Genomic DNA, 19,378 nt, shown 5'->3' with positions numbered 1-19,378 from the left:
GGGCAGAAGACGACGCGGCAGCGGCAGGCGCAGGATGTGGCTCATTGTGGTGTTGGCGCTGCTGGTAGGAATTGTACAGCTGGCTGCCTATGTGGAACAGCATTTGAAGCCGCCCATGATGCACCTGGCCAAAGTGCGGGTCAAACAAATGGCGACAGAGGCTATTAATTCAGCCATTACTGCGCAGGTAGAGCAGGGGAAGACTGCTGATAACCTCATTGAATGGAGAACGGATACACAAGGGAGAACCTCGGGATTTGTTCTAAATTATGCGGAGCATATGAGAATTACGTCAGACACGCTCAAAGCAGTCAAGGCAACGATGGATAGTATGAGCCATTTTGATGAGAGTGTTCCGATTGGGCAGGCATTGGGAAGTCCGCTGCTGGCAGCATATGGACCCAAGGTTCCCCTAAAGGTGGAGCCGCATGGAGCGATCAAGGTGGATTTAAATACACGTCAGCAGGATGCGGGCATCAACATGATCTTGGTGGAAGTGTACATTCGAATTACGACAGAAGTGTCTGTGGTTATACCGTTTGAGATGCAACCTCAGATTGTGGAGACGGAAATTCCGGTTTCTTATTTGCTGGTGGTGGGCAACGTTCCGATGTACTATTATGACAATCAGGGTAAACCCGTCGGCAAAAATGGAGGAACCGCACCACAGTTGGCATTACCTTCTCATTCTATACAGAGCAGCGGCGCTGTAGATTCCAGTATGGAAAGTGGTTCAGAGATACAGGAAGACCCCAACTCCCTTAACCAATCCTCAACGCCATAAAGAAGAGGGGGAACAGGAGAAACCAAAGTGTCCTACGAGGAGGCTCCTTTGGTTTTTCCTGATTTGAGCGCTTTACGTTCGTTCTGCTCCCACTGTCTTAATAACGGATATGGATCAAAGGACCAATCTGTCCAGCCATTGTCTCGGTATATACCATAGTGCAGATGCGGTGGAAACTTACCTTGGGTACCCGGTTTTCCATAGCCCGAGCTTCCCACCCAGCCAACCGTCTGACCCGGCGTGACGATATCTCCGTTATGAACGTTTTTATCAAAGCCGGAAAGGTGTGCATAGTAGTGATAGCGGTTATTGAGATCACGAATCCCGATTCGCCAGCCTCCGAAGGGATTCCAGCCTTTTATTTCAACAACACCATAGCAAGTGCTGCGAACCGGAACTCCATAGCCGGCAAACAAATCAGTGCCCTCATGTATACGGTAACCGCCCCAGCTGCGGCGGCTTCCCCAAGTGCTGCGGTAGCTATAAATGCTGTCTAGAGGGAGCGGAAAAGCTTGTCTGACCAAATCAAGCTTGCCATACGTCTGATACAGCTTGGCAAACTGCTGGATTCTTTGAACCGCGCGGCTGTTATGGTAATATTCCCACACGGCAATACCAAATTCATCCTCGCTATTTCCATATTTAACGAGATAAGAAGCAATGCTGAACAGCAAATCCTTGTCATTATTGCGGTCGGCGATTCCATCGCCTGAGCCGTCTTGACCCAGCCCGGAAAATAGTTCAATGGAATGCGGATTTTGATCCTCTGAATCAGGGTTCAACAGACCGGACCATACCGGCCCCGTTACAAAAATACCTATGATCCGTTCTGCATGCTTGCGATCTTTGGAATGAGCCACTGTAAGTGTGCGTTCATACTGGTCGATGGCAGCCAATCTATACCAAGGGACTCCTGTCAGGGCTTCGATGGAGTGATATAAAGCAAGTCTGGACGTATATATTGAAGACGAAGCATGTGAAGCCTCCCAATTAGTTGCTGTCAGGTTATTTCCGGCTGATGAGGACCTTGTATGCTCGGCAAAGGCATGAGCAGGAAGCGGACAGACCGTTGTCAGTGTAGCTGCACACAATAGCAGCGATAACAGACGAACAGCGCGGACTGCCTGCGTAGGGTAAGGCACGTAAACCAACCTCCTCTAACAGGGCTTAGCCGCCCGGTAAATGTTTGACCCGTGTTCAATAGGGTAAATAGGGCGCTTTTGATTAGATTGAGCCATCTCCGTCGCTTTTATCCATCTCAAGCGTTTACTTTTTTCGGCATCAATGTCATATCAAAAAGGGAACAATGAATGGAGGTTTTTCCATGGCTTTCATGCTATAATGTATGGCAATGACAGCTTAAGCTTATCAGAAAGAAGGTCTATTCATTGTCTAAAAAAGTGAAGGAAGCAAAGCCCGATTGGATTCGTATTAAACTTACGACAGGCGATAACTATCAGGAAATCAAGAGCATGATGCGTTCCAAGACATTACATACCGTATGTGAGGAGGCACGGTGCCCTAATATATATGAATGCTGGGCCAACAGGACAGCTACATTTATGATTTTGGGTGATATTTGTACGCGTGCGTGTCGTTTTTGCGCAGTAAATACGGGAATGCCTACGGAACTGGACTTGCAGGAGCCTGAACGCGTTGCGGAAGCGGCTGAGAACATGAATTTAAAACACTGTGTCGTAACCAGTGTGGCCCGCGATGATTTGAAAGACGGGGGCGCTACAATATTTGCAGAAACGGTTCGTGCGATTCGCCGCCGATTGCCTTTTTGCAGTGTAGAAGTATTGATTCCCGACTTTATGGGCGACCTTGAGTCGCTGCGAATCGTCATGGATGCCAAGCCAGATATTTTGAATCATAATATTGAAACGGTGGAGCGCATGTCCGACAAGGTTCGGGCTAAAGCAAAATACCACCGCTCTCTGGAACTGCTTCAACGTGCAAAGCAATTAAATCCGGCTATTCCAACGAAATCAAGCATCATGTTAGGTGTCGGAGAAGAGTGGGATGAAATCTTACAAACCATGGATGATCTGCGCAAAGTCGATTGTGACATTATGACAATTGGTCAATATTTGCAGCCGTCCGAGAAACATTTATATGTGCAAAAATATTATCCACCGGAAGACTTTGCGAAGTTAAAGGAAGAGGGATTACAACGAGGATTCAGCCACGTCGAATCCGGTCCAATGGTCCGCAGCTCCTACCAAGCGCATGAGCAGGTGAAGTCGGCCGCTCAGCATAAGGAAGAAAGCGCCCTTTCGCAGGCTTGATCCGGGAAAGGCGGTTAGAATAGCTTGTTTCAAATCGGTGGTAAAAACTATGAAGTATTGCAGGATCACAAGAACGGGTGGAATCCCGAAGCCTTTCGTGATCGATATAGTGAAGTGTTGGATCGCTATGATTATATTATTGGCGACTGGGGATACAATCAGCTGCGTTTGAAGGGGTTTTATCGAGAAGGGCATCCTAAAGCCAATAAAGATACATCCATTGTGGTATTGGACGATTACATTAATGAATACTGTAATTTTGGTTGTGCCTATTTTGTGCTGCAAAAAAGCCGTGAAGTGGAAAATAAGAACGGTACCAATGATGACTTCGTTCCTCCTGATATCCAGCAGTTGGTAGATGCTCAAAGGGAACAAGTGTCAGAAGCCGAAGAGCGCCAAGAAGTACTGCAACCGACAGCTGGACAAACTGAATGGCCGCATCCACAGCATGATTCCATAGCTACAGAGGAGTCACGAGTCGAACGGCCTATAGAAGTCCGCGAATCACGCGAGCTGCAAAGCAGGGAACCGAAGGATGCTCAGGAAGTACGTGAACGACAGCCGTATGAAGCTCGTGACAGTCGTCCATCCAGAGAAGGACGTGAAGGCAACCGGCAGCGTGAAGCACGTGATTCGCGCCAGTCAAGGGAACCGCGTGAAGCAAAGGATGGGCGAATTTCGGGGGAAGGGCAGCAAGCCCGGGAACCACGGAGGCAGCGTAATTCGCAAGGGAATTTCGATAAAAAGGAATCGCGTGGGCCACGCTATGATCGCCAACCAAAGGAAAATCGGGAACGGCAAGTTCGTGTCTCGCGTGAACCTGAGGGCCAGCGTCAGACGCAAACAGCAGCCAAAGCCGAAAAAGCTGAAGGTAGCAAAAAAAATAAAACATTCACATCTCCACAGCAAAACGGTTCCTGAATTTTCAGGAGCCGTTTTCTTTGTAAGTTTCTCTCAAGCCGCCGATCATTTATGACCAACTTTTTGAATGTTTTAAAGTGAGGCTAGTGTCCTCTCCCGGTCAATTAAAAAAAAGAGCCAAGGATCGGCTCTTTTACAGGCTCTAATTGAGAAAAGCGTTGCGTACCCGATCCCAAAAGGGGAAAGGACGGTAACGGGCGAAGCTGATTTTCTGACTTGCTACCTGACATCGAACAGAGATTAAGTCATCCACAGGAAAGTTCAGGTGATCTACTGTCAGTAAAAGCCGCTGATCTTTCCGTGAAAAAATATCACAATGATGATGTTTTGGCAGTAGCAGTGGTGATCCCAGTGTCCGATATACACGGTTATTAATGGAAGCGATCTCAGTCAATTGCAATGCTTCGATGGTAGGGTGAACCATAGCACCGCCAAGTGCTTTATTATAGGCGGTCGTTCCTGAAGGTGTAGAAACACATATCCCATCACCACGGAACATTTCAAAGGTGATATCGTTAATATCTACTTGGGCAACGACTGTGCCGTCTACCCCTTTTAACGTAAACTCATTCAAGGCAATAAAAGAAGCATTGCCTGACTTCTTGTGAATTTCCAACTCAATCAGTGGATACTTAACGATTCTCGGGTTAAGCGGTCTCTCAGACCCGCTTTGGCTCATCAGGTCGATTAGCTCTTCCAGCTCGTCCGCACGCCAATCGGCGTAAAAGCCCAGATGACCGGTATGTACACCAACAAAGGCAATATCCGGAATGCGGTCAATGAAGGTATGAAACGCATGAAGCATTGTACCATCGCCTCCAATAGACACGACGATTTCCGGCGATTCGGCATCCAGCTTGAAATTCTTTTCTTGGGCAAGACGGTGAAATTGCTGACTCAAGTCCATGGAGTGCTGATCCCCGCGATCCAGAACATAATATCTCAAGATGAAAAGCTCCTTTGTCATGGGTATATACCGATCATAATCAATTATGAGCAAGAACACAATCGTTCATTGCCGGTGTGTTCCTTTCCATCGTATGAATAAGCGACTTGTACCCACGCTTAACCAGGAGAGAGCCAGCATTCCAGCCAGTATACAGGCAAGAAACAGCAGACTTTGCAGCAGCATGGCGGACGAGAAACCAGGGGACCATGCGATATCATGTACCGGAGAAAAAACCGGGGAGCTTCCCTGTCCCATTAACGGACGCCATAACACGAGAGCCAGCAGTGCGGAGATGACCCCGTGAGCAGCCCTGGCCAGTAAAAATGGCATGTAGCGGAGGTTCGTCATATTTAAAATGCTTGCAACCTGTGCATGAACTGATAGCCCGCCCCACGATAGAACAAAAGCGGCTGCGGCTACTTTGAACGGTAAAGCCGCTGCGGCTTCACCGGCAGCTTGCGCACCTAAAGTGACTTCAAAAATGCCGCCAACGATGGACTCTGTTAATGCAGGAGGAAGGCCACTTGCAGTCAATAGGCTTGCCGTAAGCAGATGAAGCCCGCTCATTAAGCCAGAGTTCGTCAAGGCTTCTAAAATAACGCAGAAGAATACAACCAGCCCTCCTACGACAATAATAAGGCGTAGGGACGAAGTAATCGCCTGACGAAGCAACTCACCCAATGGACGGCCATCTTCCAAACGTGCTGTATGCATGGCAGATAACGCTTGGCGAAGTGGTCCCGGCTGCTTATTACGAACCGCTGTTATTGTGTTATCAGACTTTGGCCAGGTCTTCTGAGAGGTGTGAGAGCGTTCGCTGCGAGTATCGGATTTTTCTGAACGGGAACCGTGGAAGCGCATGAGCAATCCGATAATGAGTACGCCACCGTAATGAGCCGCTCCGAGGACGAGCGCAATTTCGGGTTGATGAAAGAAACCTACAGAAACTGCACCGATCAAAAATATCGGATCAGAGGAAGTCGTAAACGCGACCAAGCGTTCTCCTTCAATGCGTGTAATCCATTTTTGCTCCCACAGCTTAGCGGTTAATTTGGCCCCTATCGGGTAACCGGATGCACAGCTGACCGCAGCGACAAAACCTCCGCAGCCAGGTACACGAAATAGGGGCTGCATCAGCGGGTCCAGTAGCGCACCGATGAAATGAACAATTCCGAAACCGAGAAGAAGTTCAGAGATAACAAAAAACGGAAATAAAGACGGGAACAGCACATCCCACCAGATGGCAAGACCGCGAAGCCCAGCATTCAGAGAAGATTGCGGATACGCGGCCATCAATATGAATAGGAATAACAGCATAAGGATGAGCAAAGGAAGCGAGTAACGGCGGTACAGCGACATAGAGGCCCCTCCTTTGGAGTTGTACTATTATACCTATGTCGAGGATGGACAAAGAGTACAAGAAAAGTAAAGAAAACGATTACATGGAGTGCTGTTTTTTTGTAAAGAGTATGTTAAAATAAAAAAACAACGATTCCATAACCTTAAGGATGGAGTGATCAGGATGAGTATCGTTGCCGGTCTGTTTGTATGTGCTTTTGTGTATGTAATTCGTGCCTCTCTCGTCCATCCCGGTGAAGAGGATTGGCGGAGTTATTAGTGGGTATTCATGGAATAACAAAGCTATGTGTAGTGAGGCAAATCTCTTCATATGTTAAATTGATAAAATGACGCTTATTTTTAGCGTCATTTTTTGTTTTTTGTTATAATACAAGTGTATATTTATTACCATAGCACAGAAAGTTGGAGGAAAAGTGAATCCTAGCCTGAGCATTTATGACAACCTTGGGGGTGCGGAAGGTATTCGTGCTATTATTGAGGCCTTCTACCCGAAAGTTTATAAAGATCCGTTATTAAGTCCCCTGTTTCCTAAAGACATGGAGCCGGTCAAGGAAAAGCAGTTTATGTTCCTGAGCCAGTTTTTTGGAGGGCCGTCCCTCTTTTCTGATGCATATGGTCATCCGATGTTACGTGCCAGACATATGAAGTTTCCTGTGACGGAGGAGCGAGCAGAAGCGTGGTTGTCTTGTATGGCAGATGCGTTAACGGATACGGGAATTGAAGAGCCGCTTCGTTCAATCATACTTAGTCGTTTGTCCGGTCCTGCGCATCATTTTGTAAATACCCCGTAAGCTTTCGGGGATTGCCGAATTTTGGAGAGGGTTGTAAAAACATTGGAACTTGAACCGTTATATCAGATCAAAATCGTCTGCCCGCAGTGCGAACAAGAATTTCAGACATCCCGTGTCAGACCAAGCCTAAAGAAGGCCATTCGTACCGATTCAGATTTTTGTGCTTATTATAAGAACGAAAATCCCGATTTTTATGTCGTGCGGGTCTGTCCTCATTGTGGATTTACCTCGACAGAGCACTCTACCGTTCAGTTAAGCGATCAGCAAACCAAGCTATTTAAGGATAAAATCGGTAACCGCTGGCAGCCTCGCGAATATGGCGGGCATCGTAGCTGGGAAGAGGCGTTAGAAACGTACAAATTGGGTTTACTTTGTGCGCAGGTCATCGGAGAAAAGGAACGCGTAGTAGCTAGTCTATTGCAGCATATTGCATGGATGTACAGATACCAGGGAAATGAGGAGCAGGAGCTTCGCTTTCTCAAATTTAGTTTGGATTCCTACGTTCGAGTCTATGAGCTGGAGGGCGTCGGTGCGAATAATGCCAAACTGCTTTATCTGATTGGTGAACTGCATCGACGTACAGGCGACTTTAATGAAGCAGTGCGATGGTTTTCGCGTGTCATTAATGACAAGAAAATTATGGATGCGGCGATGATAAGAGCTTCCCGTGAACAGTGGACCGTACTGCGTGAACAAATGTTGGCAAAGAATTTCCAGCTGCCTGAGGAAATGCAAAACGCAAGCTCTTCTTGAAGAAATAAAGGTGTGTACTATGACCGATCTAGGCTCATGGTTCACACCTTGTTTGTAAAGCGAGTTATCTTATCTTGCAACTGTCTCATGAATTAATGATGGCGCAAGGTGGTATCTGACAGCAAATAATCGTCATCACAATCCACCAAAGTAACCTTGTTATGGCAGCATGGAAACACAAGCAGCTTTTTCATACCTTCATGAATAAGCTTAAGTTCTTTGGGCTTCAGGGGCAGCAAGACGTTATCATGATTGCAAAACGGACAGGACTGTACATAAACATCCCCCATGACAATGTCATAAGGCCAGGTTTTATCAAAAGGAATCATGATTTGTCCGATTCCCCGCCGTTCGGGTCAGCGGTTTCTTCTTTAGCCAGTTCGGCCAGCTTTTGCATCAAAATGTGCTGGGGTGTATGCATAAGGTGTTCCAGCGGAATGCCGAGTTTTTCGGATAATTTCACAGCCGTTTCCGGCGAAATTTGTAAGGGTCTCATCTTGTTTTCCTCCTAATTGTAGTGATTGTACCATCACGCTGTAGCTTTATTGTATATGAAACCACATGAATTCGCCAAAAAAGAAAGGTGGAACTATTATGAAAACCCCGTTAAAGCAAACATGGGATCTGGAATCTATTTTTAGCGGAGGCTCCTCCTCCGTCTCATTTCATGCATTTTTGGATGAACTGGAGAGCAAGGTCCAGCAGCTGCAATCCCAGCTTAAGGTAGCCAAAGTGCCTCAAACGGTGCTGGATACTGAGCGTCTGGATAGTGTCTTGAATAGCATACAGGAGCTGTTTAACGGCGCATCGCAGGCGGGTTCCTTTGTATCTTGTTTAACTGCTCAAAATCAGCATGACAAGCTGGCTGTTCAACTTGGAGCGCGTGTCAATTCTTTGTATGCCCAAGGGAAAAGTGCTTTAGTCGCTTTCCAGAACTTGCTGGCGCAAACCAGTGAAGACATTTGGCAGAAATGGATGGAGCGCGAAGCGATCAAGCCGATTGCTTTTGTCCTGACCGAATACCGGAACGAAGCACGTGAAAAAATGGCTCCTGAGCTGGAGAGTCTTGCACTTGATTTGGCAGTGGATGGATACCACGGTTGGGGTGACTTTTATGATACCATTGTCAAAAATATGACGATTCCTGTGCCTGAAAATGGGGAGATTGTACACTTGTCTGTAGGTCAAGCAGCTAATAAGCTGGATGAAGCAGATCGCAGCGTACGTAAAGATGTATTTGCACGTTGGGAAGAGGCATGGACTCAGGTCGAGGACTATTGTGCGGATACACTGAATCATCTGGCAGGCTTCCGTCTTAAGCTATATGAAAACCGAGGCTGGACAGACGTGCTCAAGGAACCGCTGGAAATCAGTCGTATGTCAGCCCAAACGTTGGATACGATGTGGCAGGTGATTAATGAAACCAAGCCGATTGTAGTCAAATATCTGGAGCGGAAAGCCAAACTGCTGGGCTTAGAGAAACTGTCCTGGCATGACATTGAAGCTCCGCTGGGAGCATTGACCACTAAAATCCCTTACGACGATGCAGCCGTAACGATTGTTGAGCAGTTCGGTAAATTTAGCTCAAGAATGGCGGACTTTGCCCAAATGGCTTTTGAGAAAAGCTGGATCGAAGCAGAGGATCGTCCAGGCAAACGTCCTGGTGGATTTTGTACATCTCTGCGTCTAAGCAAAGAAACCCGAATTTTTATGACCTATGCCGGATCACCGTCCAACGTTTCGACACTGGCCCATGAGCTCGGACACGGTTATCATCAGCATGTGATGAATGAATTGCATCCATTAAATCAAAATTATGCTATGAACGTGGCTGAGACAGCATCCACGCTGGCAGAACTTATTGTATCCGATGCTTTGCTGGAAGCTGCTGAGGGCCAGGAAAAGGTAGCTTTGTTGGAGGATAAAATTCAGCGTGGTGTAGCCTTCTTTATGAACATTCATGCCCGTTTCCTGTTTGAAACTCGTTTTTATGAACTGCGGAAAAAAGGTGTGGTAGGAGCACAGCAATTAAGCGAGCTGATGGAACAGGCACAGCGTGAAGCGTTTTGTGGGGTTCTGGATGAGGCTCATCCTCATTTTTGGGCATCCAAGCTGCACTTCTATATTACAGACACTCCTTTCTACAACTTCCCATACACATTTGGGTATATGTTTAGTGCAGGGATTTACGCTTTTGCGAAGGAAAATCCAGATGGATTTGCCGATCAATATGATGCTTTACTGCGTGATACAGGTCGCATGACAGTAGAAGAACTGGCCTCCAAGCACTTGGGTACCGATTTAACACAGGCTGGCTTCTGGCGTAATGCTGCGCAAGTTACTGTTCAGGATATTGAGCAATTTTTGCAGATGACCCAATAATGAAGTTGCATTTTAAAAGGTCTCCCGTAAGGGGGGCCTTTTTGTAATTTTTGCGGAGGATGATGAATAAAGTCACAAAATGTCGAAGTGTAAATGACACTACCTGTTAGCGAAATTTAAAATGATGGATATACTTAGAAAATAGTTATAAATACCCAAATATGTTGATTTTGATTGTAAGCTTAAAAAACTTCGCATATAATTGAGTCGTAAGACCTATTAAATATTTTTATATAAGGCATATAGGAGGGTTTTTTTGATGAATGAAGTAGGTCAATTGTCGTTAGCAAGGCAGATGGATATCGTTTTTAAAGAAATGGATCATGAACTGGCGGGTTTATCATCAGGCATTGTATTTGTACAAATACGAAACAATGTAGTTGGGAAATTTGGGATTCGGCATAATCCAATTGCTGGTAAAGGCGGCAAATTTGCAGAAGTAGAACCAGGCTTATCTGCACAGCATCGGGAAGAGTTTCGACGTATGGCTTTGGAAACGCTAAATCACAAGCGTAGCTGGACTCATGGTGAGATTGCTTTCGATTTTGCCATCAGACAAGGGACGATCTTGGTAGACGCAACCTTAGAATCCAACTACAACATGGCGAATCTCATGATCCGCTATAACAAGCCTACATATCGCGCGGCTAAATCTGAATAATCATTAAAAAGAGCAAAGTAAAGAGCGGTCTTCTTATGAAGACCGCCTTTGTTATATACCCGTTATAACGTATTTTGGTAAATTACGATAACGGAATGCTCATGTGGAATAATGACGCTTATTGACCTGAACGACCGGATAATTGCTGTTCGGCCAGCTGTACTAAGCGTTTAGTGATATAGCCTCCCAGAGAACCAGCTTCACGGGACGGCATATCACCATAGTAACCGTCTGCCGGAATGGTGATGCCTAGTTCTTGTGCAGCTTCATATTTCAATTGTTGCAGTGCGTTGTTGGCTTGAGGAACGACCAGAGTATTGCTGCGACGTCCTCTGCCTTGATTGGATTCATTCATGTGTAGTCACCTCCTTCGGCTGTGATGAGGTTAGTATGCGACAGAGATATGAAAATATGCGCCGAAGGAAGAAAAGTGACTATAGGAAGATTAAGGATGTACGATATGAATCTGAGTTTTGAGGTCGATGGATTGTTGCGGCTCCAGACGAATTAATCCGGCTTCCCCGACAGGATCGGAGAAATGGGGAGCATCGGGCAGCCAAGTATAAGGCTCAATGCAGAAATACTGATCACATTCACCTTTAGTATATAATACCCAATATTTAAAATATTGCTCATCTGCGGTGTAGCGGATTTGATAGCCGTCATCACGAGTCAAAATAGCCTCAGCTGGCCCTTCCGTTGCTCGCAGCAGAGTATCTAAATTGGTCCCTTTCAGAGATAGACCTGAGGGAAGCTGCTCTAAACGATCTAAAGAAGTAATGACACCTGTAGGCAACTGCTCAGCATCCTGCTCGTATACTCCATTCACTGGCAGCTTCAAGCGCCAACGCTCAGGCTCTCCATCCACCATAAACCAAGTGTGGTAGCCCAAGCCGAAGGGTGCTGTTTTTTCACCTAGATTTGTCACACGCAGTGTTTGACTTAATACGGTGCCTTGCAAACGATATGTCATTTCCAGCCGCAAAGGAATGGGGTATTGTTCCATCCAGTGTGGATCGCTTTCAGTCAGAAGCTCGGTTGTTACACTGCAACCTTCTTCATCCTCTTCAATATCGCTGCAGCACCAGGATTGATTGCGGTGCAGACCGTGTATATGATTGTCATTGGCTGTATTACGGTCGAATTGATACGGGACACCGTCAAACTCAAATTGTCCTTTGCGAATTCGTCCTGGAGGAATCAAAATAGGTAAGCCAAAATGATATGGCTTTTGTAAATAAAATGCTAATTCTTCCTCGCCAGGCCGACGTACGATATCCCGGTTCAGCTTCAGATCACGCACGGAGATAATATTATTCCCGAGACGAGGGATCATTGTAACTTCCAATTCACCACTATGTAAAACATACGTGTCGTAACCGTTCCAGTGTTCTTTGGTCACTTGTTCCATATCCATGCTCCTTTGTCCACTATAATCGGTTGAAGCTTCGTGTCATTATGATAACAGATTTTTGACCATATGGCACAATCGTCATTTGACAATAATAGTATGCGGAATTATCATTAATGTAGCTTAGAAAGAAATGACATGGATAACACGATGATGAGGACAAGTAAGCTTTTGCATAAGCTCTTCAGAAAGCCGGTGGTGGATGAGAACCGGTGAGCCTGCACTGCTGAATGGACCTTGGAGTGCCGCACAGAACAGGAGTTTATTTCCCCAGTATGACGGCCGATTGCTCCTCGTTAACGGAGCTTTAAGATTGCAGGCAGCCACGGAATAGCTCCGACGACTAATAGGCTGACGCAATGAATAAGGGTGGTACCACGGTCTCGCGTCCCTTGAGGATGCGGGGCCTTTTTGCGTTTTAAAAATATTGAAAAAACGGAGGAGAAGAAGATGAAAACTGTACTTTCAGGTATTCAGCCTAGTGGACAACTTACATTGGGCAATTACATCGGCGCCATGAAAAACTTTGTCAAATTGCAAGAGGATCACCAATGTTACTTTATGGTTCCAGATCTTCATGCGATTACCGTTCCGCAGGAACCAGCTCATTTACGCGAGCAGTCGGAGGCGGTGGCGGCATTATTTATCGCAGCGGGTATTAACCCAGAGAAGTCCAACGTCTTTTTACAATCCCATGTTCCTCAGCACGCTGAGCTGGGATGGTTGATGACGACACTGACGAATATGGGCGAGCTGGAGCGTATGACTCAGTTTAAAGATAAGGCTGCTGGCAAGGATTCTGTAGGAGCAGGGCTGTTCGTATATCCGTCGTTGATGGCAGCTGACATTTTGCTCTACAATGCAGATCTTGTCCCAGTAGGCGACGACCAGAAACAGCATCTGGAGCTGACACGGGATTTGGCGGGCCGTTTTAATCATCGTTATGGAGATTATTTTACAATTCCCGAGCCATATATCCCTGAAGTAGGGGCAAGAATTATGTCCCTGGATGATGCATCCAAAAAAATGAGCAAGAGCAACCCGAATGCAGGCAGTTTTATTGCGCTGCTGGACGATCCGAAAGTTATACGCAAAAAAATCAGCCGCGCCACTACCGATTCGGGCAGTGAAGTTAAATATGATCCGGCCAATAAACCGGAGATTAGTAATCTAATGAGCATTTACAGCCAGTGTTCCGGTTTGTCGCTCCAAGAAGTACAGGATCGTTATGAAGGCCAAATGTACGGGACATTTAAAAAGGAACTGGCAGAGACGGTTGTAGCTATGCTGGAACCGATTCAGCAACGCTATCGCGAAATCCGGGAATCCGGTGAAATTGGACATATTTTGGCCCAATCCGCAGAGCGTGCTCAAGAAGCTGCTGAAACCACGCTGGCTGCGGTCAAAGAGCGCATGGGCTTTTTGCCACGTGTACGCTAGAGCTTATTGAAGTCAAAACTTACGAATTGACTTAAGAGCGACGTTGACGGGCCTTAACTACGAAGCCCCAGCCGATATTGCCGACAGATAAAAGTCCCAGCAATATAGCAAGCCATGCAGAATAGCTGATGGATATAGCAGCTGCTGTCAGCAGGATAATGGATGAAACGGCGAACCATAGGGATAAACCTTTGCTCATGGTAAAAACCTCCAGCTTTCGAATGTTGAATTTCAGGAATAAGTAGATGTAAGTGAGCCATAATAATCTTGCAAGCTTGCAATGAACCTCACTCACAAAGAACTGAAAGGAGATTCAAATATGAGCAGACGTCGTTCAAACAACCTGCAAGTACCGCAGGCCAACGCCGCTTTACAACAATTAAAATATGAGGCAGCTCAAGAACTTGGCATCACTATTCCTCAAGACGGTTACTTCGGTAATGTCGTTTCCCGCGAAACAGGTTCCCTTGGGGGATACATCACGAAAAAGCTGGTCCAACAAGCAGAACAATCCTTGTCGGGCAGCAGCCGCTTGCAGTAATACACATAAACACTCCCATCCTGGAAGCTGTATTATGAGCAACTGTGATGAAGAAAATCCGGAGCGATCATGCTCCGGATTTTTTTGCGCATGCTTACGACCATTGTGAATCACGCAAGTCTGCTTCGTCAAGAGGGCGCTTTCATAAGACGCCGATTTTGACGGGAATGGTCAAAAAACAGCAAGCTCCAGGCAAAAGGAGACTTGCTGTCTGTAATCTACTCGGCTTATCGGTAGCTTTTAATATTTTTAATTCGTATGCAGGGAAAGACGCTTTTGCATTTTCTCGTCACTGAGCCATCCAATGTAACTGTTGATCAGTCCAAATTGCTTATCCAGCGCAACCACCGCCACGAATGGATATTGCCTCCGGTGTCGATACCTTACGTCCCCCCAGCGCACAATATAGCCCCATTCCAGTTCTTCTACCTCGGCTACGGCAAAGGAGGAAAAATAGCGAAATGCTTGCACATCACGATAGGATTTGGAAGCCTCTACAGCTGGATGTGTGGATGGAGTTGCGTGTTTCGTCCAAAATAAATGCTTGCCATGTAATCCGCCGATGTCATAACTTCCATTCTGATGAGCTTTTACCACATGCCACCGGTTCCATGATACCGTGGGAATGATATAATAGGTGTCGCCTTCCTGGCGCTGGGTGTCCATATCACGCACCGCTTTTTTGGTAATAAAATGACTCCAGGTTCGCCAAATGTAATACAGGCCAATAAGGACGTACAATGTAATAAATAAGGGTGCCGGCGAAACCAACCCGGTGATCCACAGCATTATTGCAGCAACATGGGTACCGAAAATAAAGGGATCGAAAATATGGATGATATTCCAAGATATCCACTTGTTCGTAAACGGCCGAAATGCCTGTGTTCCGTACGTATTGAATAAGTCTGTGAATACGTGCAGACACACTGCAATCGTCACCCATAATGCGATATGACCCGGGGGCACATCCCTGAAGATCAAGCAAATCAGTCCCGTGATGGACAAGATCCATATCAACCAGAAGGGAATGGAATGCGACAGTCCACGGTGATTGCGAATGTAGGCTGCATTGTTCTTTAACCGAAGCAAAGTGTCAAAATCCGGAGCTTGTGATCCTACGACCGTAGCGAGCAGTACGACTGCGGCCAGCTTTGGATCTCCGGCGACGACAGGATCAGTGTAGGCCAGCCCGGCCAATCCGATTCCCATGACAAAGTGTGTGGCTGTATCCATATCTGTCGCTCCTTTGTATTGTTTCCTGTACTTATTACTACCCAAATTTACTGTAAACGATCAGCAGGGGCGATTTGCCATCTGATTTGTGAACGTTTTGTGCGTTTTCTGTCAAACTTTTTAGGGTAGGTATATGATAAAATTTATATCGGAGTTCAACTTACTCCCGAATTCATACATCTCTAAGGGGGAGTTACTCACAATGGATAATATTAGTTATAAGACTTCTTCGGATGCGGCTACCTATTCGGTAAAATCTAAACCACCCGGCAAGGCGGGCACTTGGAAAGATTTTATTACAGTGACTAAGCCAGGCATCCTTCGTACTAATTTGGTTGCAGCCTTCGGTGGTTTTTGGTTAGCATCGCAATGGGACGTTGACTATATAAAGTTAATCCTTACACTCTTAGGTACAATGTTGGTTATGGCGTCTTCTTGTGTCTTTAACAACTACTTTGACCGTGAGTTGGATTTGAAGATGGAGCGGACACGTAATCGCTCACTGCCAACAGGACGTCTGACCCCTACAACGGTGTTGTCCTACGCTATTATTTTGGGCATCGTCGGATTGGCTGTCTTATTCTACTTCTCTGGAGTGAAGGCAGGACTACTGGGCATATTAGGTATGATTGTCTACGTCGGTATTTATACTCTCTGGTTGAAACGTTCGTCTACATGGAGTACATCCATTGGCGGTATTTCAGGGGCTATGCCTCCAGTAATTGGTTATGTGGCCGCATCAGGCCGTATTGATATGGGCGCATGGCTTTTATTCGCATTACTGTTCTTGTGGCAACCGCCTCACTTCTGGGCACTGGCCATTCGCAGAGTCGAGGAATATCGCGCAGCAGGATTCCCATTGTTGCCAGTTGTGAAAGGCATTCATCGGACCAAAATTCAGATGATTCCTTATATTGTGCTGTTGATTCCGGTACCCATCCTTATGTACGCTTATGGGTATGCCGGTATGATTTTTATGATCGTGTCTGTATTGTTGTCTGTGCTTTGGGCGTTTTATGCCTTTAAGGGTTTTACGATTAAGAAAGAAGAAACAGATTCCTGGGCTAAAAAAGTATTTTTCTTTTCCATTAACCATCTGACACTCAGCTTCTTATTGATGATCGTTGATACGGTTCATAAATTCTAATCCCAATTAGTTGCATTGGTGATAATACACCATATTTGCTGTCCAACAGGCGCTTGAATTGGCCTGAGGACAGCTTTTTTGTTATTCGCAGGACTAAAGCACAGGAGGGTATATTATGAATTCCTCTAGCCCTGCTTTTTCCAGCTGGACAATCACATATTCATCCGGAGTCCCTTCAACGCCAGCATAGCCTTTGCGTGTATACATATGAAGTGCATCTGGAAAAGCGTCTGCAAGCACACCTCTTATTTTTTTCCCTGAACTGTCGTTGTCCATAAATAAATATATTTCGTCGTGCTTGGTCCGTTTGCGGAGGGATTCCAGCTTTATAGAGTTTAGTGTGCCGAAGGTACATAAAATGTTGACCTCCGGGTCAAGTAATCGACGAAGTTTACTACGATCATTTTTTCCTTCGACGATCACGGTTATCGCCATTTTGCTCACCCCTTGCTTCATACCTGTGCTCGAAATTCCCCGGGAAATGAAGGAATATGTGTATAGTTTAGCTCTAAACAGGGTTCTCATGCAAAAAACAACAAAACAGCCTGCCAGAAGTGGCAGGCATGGGTTGCAAAGCAGGATTTTAGGGCAAATCAGACATTAAATCCAGCAAGTGCGAAGAATGATGACGAGCAGAATATACAGAACAAGAATGGTACCAGTTGAAGTTCCAATAGGACAAGGATGACAGTGGCCCACAGGCTGCACCTCCCTTTTCTAATAATTCAGTCAAATTAGTCTATGTTGGTAGGGGGAGAAGGTCCTGTGCACACGCCTTTGAGAAGAGTAACTTTGGGCTTAAAGGCAGCATATTAGCATGCCTCCCTCAGGTGTAACTAGGAATGGTAAGGCCCTGAGGCAGGCAGCGGAGGTGTCGGAGATAATCGCTGGACAGGAATAAACAATAGACCAGTCATCAGGATCAGAAAAGCGATAAAGAAAGGAGAAATGTGATCCGGAAGCTGACCCGCCAGTACAGGTCCGGCAAAGGAGCCGATAGATGTTGCAATAGATTGCAGAGCAAACGTTTTACCCAATCGCGCACCTCCAATTTGTATGAAAAGGGAGGCCAGTGCTGGAAAAATAATGCCTTTGGCTGTTCCCAAAATAAACAGGACGATGCCTATGATCGCTTCAGGCGTGGTAGCGAGTGCGAAGAAGCTTAAAGACAACAGAATAATGCCGCAAAGTAGCCGTACCATCGGTGAATATTTGTTCAGAAAAAGTAAACTTAGTGTACAGAGTGCTCCCAGACTGATGATAGAAAAGAGTAATCCGGTGGACATTATGGACGCAGAACCATTATTACGTAAAGGGATCTCGTAAAATAAAATGCCTTGTGCGCACGCCAAAACAAAAGGTAGAAGCAGGTAACGCCAATTGAATGGTAAGCGCGTATGTGCTGGCGATAGCGGAGTGGGTGTTGCGTGACCATCAGATAATTGGGCCTGCGGAGCGGGTGCATTTTTGGGTAAGGTGAAGTAAGCCATAAGCCCCGTGATTACGAGAATGATGCCAAGGGAACTAAATGTCTCGCTAAAGCCAAAACTGGCTACGATAAATGCACCTGCGGCCGGAGACAGAACAGAGGCCAACGTGTGGACGACACCATGCCCCGACATATATTTCCCCTGCGTAACCGGATGGTCAGACAGTTGTGCCAGCATGGCTAGACAGGCTGGGGATAAAAAGGCCAACACATAGCCGCTAATTGCACGTAGAAAAAGTAATTCCCACGGTGTATGGATGTACGATTGAATGATCAGGATGATGCCTGCGGCTGTCAGACTGAACATAATATATCGGCGACTGCCGTGTTTGTCGACTTTCGGGCCTGCCATCAAGTTACCCGGCAGGTGAGTCAGAGAGTAAATCCCCATCATCCAACCGATAAAGGTAGGAGCTGCCCCCAGAGAGATTGCAAATGGTGTCAAAATAGGATATTGTGCATGCAGATCAAAAAAGGCAATGAACAAAAAGAGATACAGCCAGAGGGCTGTTTTCATGTGAATGACCCCCTTTCCCTAATGTAAACTTTTATGTTACTTCGTATTGGCCCTTCCTAAGTTGTACGCTGGATTGGACGAACATAGACCACTTTGTATGGACAAGAATTAAATGACAGGGGATGTAAAAGACCCAAGCTGACAGGACATTGCGTAATCATGTATAATTACAGAGACAATTTGCAATTGAATCACGTAGTTGAAAACGGGAGTGTAGCGAATGGATAAGAACGTCTGGACAGAGTTTTTGGAACACAATTGGCAGATCGTTCAGGATAACTGGCTGTATATATTGATTGGGCTTGTTCTATTATTGGTCATATTGAAGATTGTTAGAACTCTCGTAAAATGGCTGATCATCATCGTTGTGATTGCAGGCTTGCTAGTATACAGTGGGATTTCCTTTGAACAGGTCGGCAAGGTCGTGACTCAGGCAAAAGATGATGCAATTAACAAGGTTCAGAGCGAGGCTTTGAACATGATGATAAAAGAGGGGCAAAATGCCAAATACACCTCCAATGGGGATGGTACATTTACAGTGTCCAGTTCGAATCTGGAAGTAAAAGGTCCGTTTGAGGGTGATAAGGTCAAGGTATGGTATCAGGGAATGTCGCTGGGCGAATGGAGTATGAGCGACACCGTCAAGAAATATATTGATAGTGCGAAAGACTTGGCTGCTGTACAGCAGCCACAGTCGCCGTAGAGACAG

At 46.1% G+C, this 19,378-nt stretch carries 22 protein-coding genes and 1 other annotated feature; of the genes, 11 read left to right on the top strand and 11 right to left on the bottom strand.

Features of this window, described 5'->3' with window-relative positions; all coding sequences use genetic code 11:
• Positions 1–34 precede the first annotated feature (34 nt).
• The gene (gene yunB / locus ACQQ6X_RS20325; protein WP_305166837.1) at positions 35–784 is read left to right on the top strand and encodes a sporulation protein YunB; all 750 of its coding nucleotides are present in this window, start codon (positions 35–37) and stop codon (positions 782–784) included.
• A 32-nt stretch (positions 785–816) separates the two neighbouring features.
• Here the strand turns inward: yunB and ACQQ6X_RS20320 are convergent, their stop codons facing one another.
• Positions 817–1,926 (bottom strand): M23 family metallopeptidase, encoded by a 1,110-nt coding sequence (locus ACQQ6X_RS20320; protein ID WP_305166791.1) that lies wholly within the window; start codon positions 1,924–1,926, stop codon positions 817–819.
• Positions 1,927–2,172: 246 nt separating this feature from the next.
• On the opposite strand from ACQQ6X_RS20320, the gene lipA reads away from it, so the two are divergent.
• Positions 2,173–3,075 carry a lipoyl synthase gene (gene lipA, locus ACQQ6X_RS20315; RefSeq protein WP_305166790.1) on the top strand — a complete coding sequence of 301 codons (903 nt, stop codon included), beginning with the start codon at positions 2,173–2,175 and terminating at the stop codon, positions 3,073–3,075.
• Between the two features lie 24 nt (positions 3,076–3,099).
• Positions 3,100–3,996 carry a YutD-like domain-containing protein gene (locus ACQQ6X_RS20310; protein ID WP_305166789.1) on the top strand — a complete coding sequence of 299 codons (897 nt, stop codon included), beginning with the start codon at positions 3,100–3,102 and terminating at the stop codon, positions 3,994–3,996.
• 142 nt (positions 3,997–4,138) lie between these two features.
• Here the strand turns inward: ACQQ6X_RS20310 and ACQQ6X_RS20305 are convergent, their stop codons facing one another.
• Together ACQQ6X_RS20305 and ylbJ are read right to left on the bottom strand one after the other, a co-directional pair.
• Complete coding sequence (locus ACQQ6X_RS20305; RefSeq protein WP_305166788.1) at positions 4,139–4,942, bottom strand: NAD kinase; 804 nt, start codon at positions 4,940–4,942, stop codon at positions 4,139–4,141.
• A gap of 66 nt (positions 4,943–5,008) precedes the next feature.
• Entirely contained in the window at positions 5,009–6,304 is a 1,296-nt protein-coding gene (gene ylbJ, locus ACQQ6X_RS20300; protein ID WP_305166787.1) for a sporulation integral membrane protein YlbJ, read from the bottom strand.
• Positions 6,305–6,717: 413 nt separating this feature from the next.
• Between ylbJ and ACQQ6X_RS20295 the strand changes: the two genes are divergently transcribed.
• Together ACQQ6X_RS20295 and ACQQ6X_RS20290 are read left to right on the top strand one after the other, a co-directional pair.
• A complete protein-coding gene (locus ACQQ6X_RS20295) occupies positions 6,718–7,095 on the top strand; it encodes a globin (protein ID WP_149034235.1) in 378 nt (125 codons plus the stop codon).
• Between the two features lie 42 nt (positions 7,096–7,137).
• On the top strand, positions 7,138–7,848 hold the full coding sequence (locus ACQQ6X_RS20290; RefSeq protein WP_305166786.1) for a DUF2225 domain-containing protein: 711 nt from the start codon (positions 7,138–7,140) through the stop codon (positions 7,846–7,848).
• A 92-nt stretch (positions 7,849–7,940) separates the two neighbouring features.
• On the opposite strand, the gene ACQQ6X_RS20285 is transcribed toward ACQQ6X_RS20290, so the two are convergent.
• Positions 7,941–8,177, bottom strand: coding sequence for a hypothetical protein (locus ACQQ6X_RS20285; RefSeq protein WP_013372938.1), 237 nt, complete (start codon positions 8,175–8,177; stop codon positions 7,941–7,943).
• Positions 8,174–8,344, bottom strand: a complete 171-nt coding sequence (locus ACQQ6X_RS20280) for a YycC family protein (protein WP_014277894.1) — start codon at positions 8,342–8,344, stop codon at positions 8,174–8,176. The genes ACQQ6X_RS20285 and ACQQ6X_RS20280 overlap by 4 nt, the downstream gene beginning before the upstream one ends.
• A 98-nt stretch (positions 8,345–8,442) precedes the next feature.
• Here ACQQ6X_RS20280 and ACQQ6X_RS20275 point away from each other — a divergent pair, with 98 nt between their 5' ends.
• Positions 8,443–10,230, top strand: a complete 1,788-nt coding sequence (locus ACQQ6X_RS20275; protein ID WP_305166785.1) for a M3 family oligoendopeptidase — start codon at positions 8,443–8,445, stop codon at positions 10,228–10,230.
• A 259-nt stretch (positions 10,231–10,489) separates the two neighbouring features.
• A complete protein-coding gene (locus ACQQ6X_RS20270) occupies positions 10,490–10,891 on the top strand; it encodes an O-methyltransferase (protein ID WP_305166784.1) in 402 nt (133 codons plus the stop codon).
• A gap of 118 nt (positions 10,892–11,009) precedes the next feature.
• On the opposite strand, the gene ACQQ6X_RS20265 is transcribed toward ACQQ6X_RS20270, so the two are convergent.
• Entirely contained in the window at positions 11,010–11,246 is a 237-nt protein-coding gene (locus tag ACQQ6X_RS20265; RefSeq protein WP_149034231.1) for an alpha/beta-type small acid-soluble spore protein, read from the bottom strand.
• 90 nt (positions 11,247–11,336) lie between these two features.
• Positions 11,337–12,302, bottom strand: coding sequence for an aldose 1-epimerase (locus tag ACQQ6X_RS20260; protein WP_305166783.1), 966 nt, complete (start codon positions 12,300–12,302; stop codon positions 11,337–11,339).
• A gap of 141 nt (positions 12,303–12,443) precedes the next feature.
• Positions 12,444–12,698, top strand: a binding site (T-box leader).
• Positions 12,699–12,752: 54 nt separating this feature from the next.
• Here ACQQ6X_RS20260 and trpS point away from each other — a divergent pair.
• Entirely contained in the window at positions 12,753–13,742 is a 990-nt protein-coding gene (gene trpS, locus ACQQ6X_RS20255) for a tryptophan--tRNA ligase (RefSeq protein WP_305166782.1), read from the top strand.
• Between the two features lie 31 nt (positions 13,743–13,773).
• On the opposite strand, the gene ACQQ6X_RS20250 is transcribed toward trpS, so the two are convergent.
• The gene (locus tag ACQQ6X_RS20250; RefSeq protein WP_187360671.1) at positions 13,774–13,941 is read right to left on the bottom strand and encodes a hypothetical protein; all 168 of its coding nucleotides are present in this window, start codon (positions 13,939–13,941) and stop codon (positions 13,774–13,776) included.
• Between the two features lie 120 nt (positions 13,942–14,061).
• On the opposite strand from ACQQ6X_RS20250, the gene ACQQ6X_RS20245 reads away from it, so the two are divergent.
• Positions 14,062–14,283: an alpha/beta-type small acid-soluble spore protein gene (locus ACQQ6X_RS20245; protein ID WP_013311857.1), complete on the top strand. Its 222-nt coding sequence runs from the start codon at positions 14,062–14,064 to the stop codon at positions 14,281–14,283.
• A 249-nt stretch (positions 14,284–14,532) separates the two neighbouring features.
• Here ACQQ6X_RS20245 and ACQQ6X_RS20240 read toward each other — a convergent pair whose 3' ends face one another.
• Positions 14,533–15,516 (bottom strand): metal-dependent hydrolase, encoded by a 984-nt coding sequence (locus ACQQ6X_RS20240; protein ID WP_305166781.1) that lies wholly within the window; start codon positions 15,514–15,516, stop codon positions 14,533–14,535.
• Between the two features lie 202 nt (positions 15,517–15,718).
• Between ACQQ6X_RS20240 and cyoE the strand changes: the two genes are divergently transcribed.
• Positions 15,719–16,663, top strand: coding sequence for a heme o synthase (gene cyoE / locus ACQQ6X_RS20235; RefSeq protein ID WP_063209578.1), 945 nt, complete (start codon positions 15,719–15,721; stop codon positions 16,661–16,663).
• 93 nt (positions 16,664–16,756) lie between these two features.
• Here the strand turns inward: cyoE and ACQQ6X_RS20230 are convergent, their stop codons facing one another.
• A complete protein-coding gene (locus tag ACQQ6X_RS20230; protein ID WP_305166780.1) occupies positions 16,757–17,098 on the bottom strand; it encodes a toprim domain-containing protein in 342 nt (113 codons plus the stop codon).
• A 401-nt stretch (positions 17,099–17,499) separates the two neighbouring features.
• A complete protein-coding gene (locus ACQQ6X_RS20225) occupies positions 17,500–18,669 on the bottom strand; it encodes an MFS transporter (protein WP_305166779.1) in 1,170 nt (389 codons plus the stop codon).
• Between the two features lie 220 nt (positions 18,670–18,889).
• Between ACQQ6X_RS20225 and ACQQ6X_RS20220 the strand changes: the two genes are divergently transcribed.
• Positions 18,890–19,372: a hypothetical protein gene (locus tag ACQQ6X_RS20220; protein ID WP_149034224.1), complete on the top strand. Its 483-nt coding sequence runs from the start codon at positions 18,890–18,892 to the stop codon at positions 19,370–19,372.
• The last annotated feature ends 6 nt before the right edge of the window (positions 19,373–19,378 follow it).

The organism is Paenibacillus ottowii (assembly GCF_050516475.1).
In the GTDB taxonomy this organism is placed as follows: domain Bacteria; phylum Bacillota; class Bacilli; order Paenibacillales; family Paenibacillaceae; genus Paenibacillus; species Paenibacillus ottowii.
Note: the sequence above shows the minus strand (reverse complement) of the source record. Positions and strands in the feature narration are given on the sequence as shown.

What these genes read in the sequence shown, in the direction of transcription:
- yunB (WP_305166837.1), top strand. Translation starts at nt 35, where the DNA reads ATGTGGCTCATTGTGGTGTTGGCGCTGCTGGTAGGAATTGTACAGCTG.
- ylbJ (WP_305166787.1), bottom strand. Translation starts at nt 6,304, where the DNA reads ATGTCGCTGTACCGCCGTTACTCGCTTCCTTTGCTCATCCTTATGCTG.
- ACQQ6X_RS20285 (WP_013372938.1), bottom strand. Translation starts at nt 8,177, where the DNA reads ATGATTCCTTTTGATAAAACCTGGCCTTATGACATTGTCATGGGGGAT.
- ACQQ6X_RS20280 (WP_014277894.1), bottom strand. Translation starts at nt 8,344, where the DNA reads ATGAGACCCTTACAAATTTCGCCGGAAACGGCTGTGAAATTATCCGAA.
- ACQQ6X_RS20275 (WP_305166785.1), top strand. Translation starts at nt 8,443, where the DNA reads ATGAAAACCCCGTTAAAGCAAACATGGGATCTGGAATCTATTTTTAGC.
- ACQQ6X_RS20270 (WP_305166784.1), top strand. Translation starts at nt 10,490, where the DNA reads ATGAATGAAGTAGGTCAATTGTCGTTAGCAAGGCAGATGGATATCGTT.
- ACQQ6X_RS20265 (WP_149034231.1), bottom strand. Translation starts at nt 11,246, where the DNA reads ATGAATGAATCCAATCAAGGCAGAGGACGTCGCAGCAATACTCTGGTC.
- ACQQ6X_RS20260 (WP_305166783.1), bottom strand. Translation starts at nt 12,302, where the DNA reads ATGGAACAAGTGACCAAAGAACACTGGAACGGTTACGACACGTATGTT.
- trpS (WP_305166782.1), top strand. Translation starts at nt 12,753, where the DNA reads ATGAAAACTGTACTTTCAGGTATTCAGCCTAGTGGACAACTTACATTG.
- ACQQ6X_RS20250 (WP_187360671.1), bottom strand. Translation starts at nt 13,941, where the DNA reads ATGAGCAAAGGTTTATCCCTATGGTTCGCCGTTTCATCCATTATCCTG.
- ACQQ6X_RS20245 (WP_013311857.1), top strand. Translation starts at nt 14,062, where the DNA reads ATGAGCAGACGTCGTTCAAACAACCTGCAAGTACCGCAGGCCAACGCC.
- ACQQ6X_RS20240 (WP_305166781.1), bottom strand. Translation starts at nt 15,516, where the DNA reads ATGGATACAGCCACACACTTTGTCATGGGAATCGGATTGGCCGGGCTG.
- cyoE (WP_063209578.1), top strand. Translation starts at nt 15,719, where the DNA reads ATGGATAATATTAGTTATAAGACTTCTTCGGATGCGGCTACCTATTCG.
- ACQQ6X_RS20230 (WP_305166780.1), bottom strand. Translation starts at nt 17,098, where the DNA reads ATGGCGATAACCGTGATCGTCGAAGGAAAAAATGATCGTAGTAAACTT.
- ACQQ6X_RS20225 (WP_305166779.1), bottom strand. Translation starts at nt 18,669, where the DNA reads ATGAAAACAGCCCTCTGGCTGTATCTCTTTTTGTTCATTGCCTTTTTT.
- ACQQ6X_RS20220 (WP_149034224.1), top strand. Translation starts at nt 18,890, where the DNA reads ATGGATAAGAACGTCTGGACAGAGTTTTTGGAACACAATTGGCAGATC.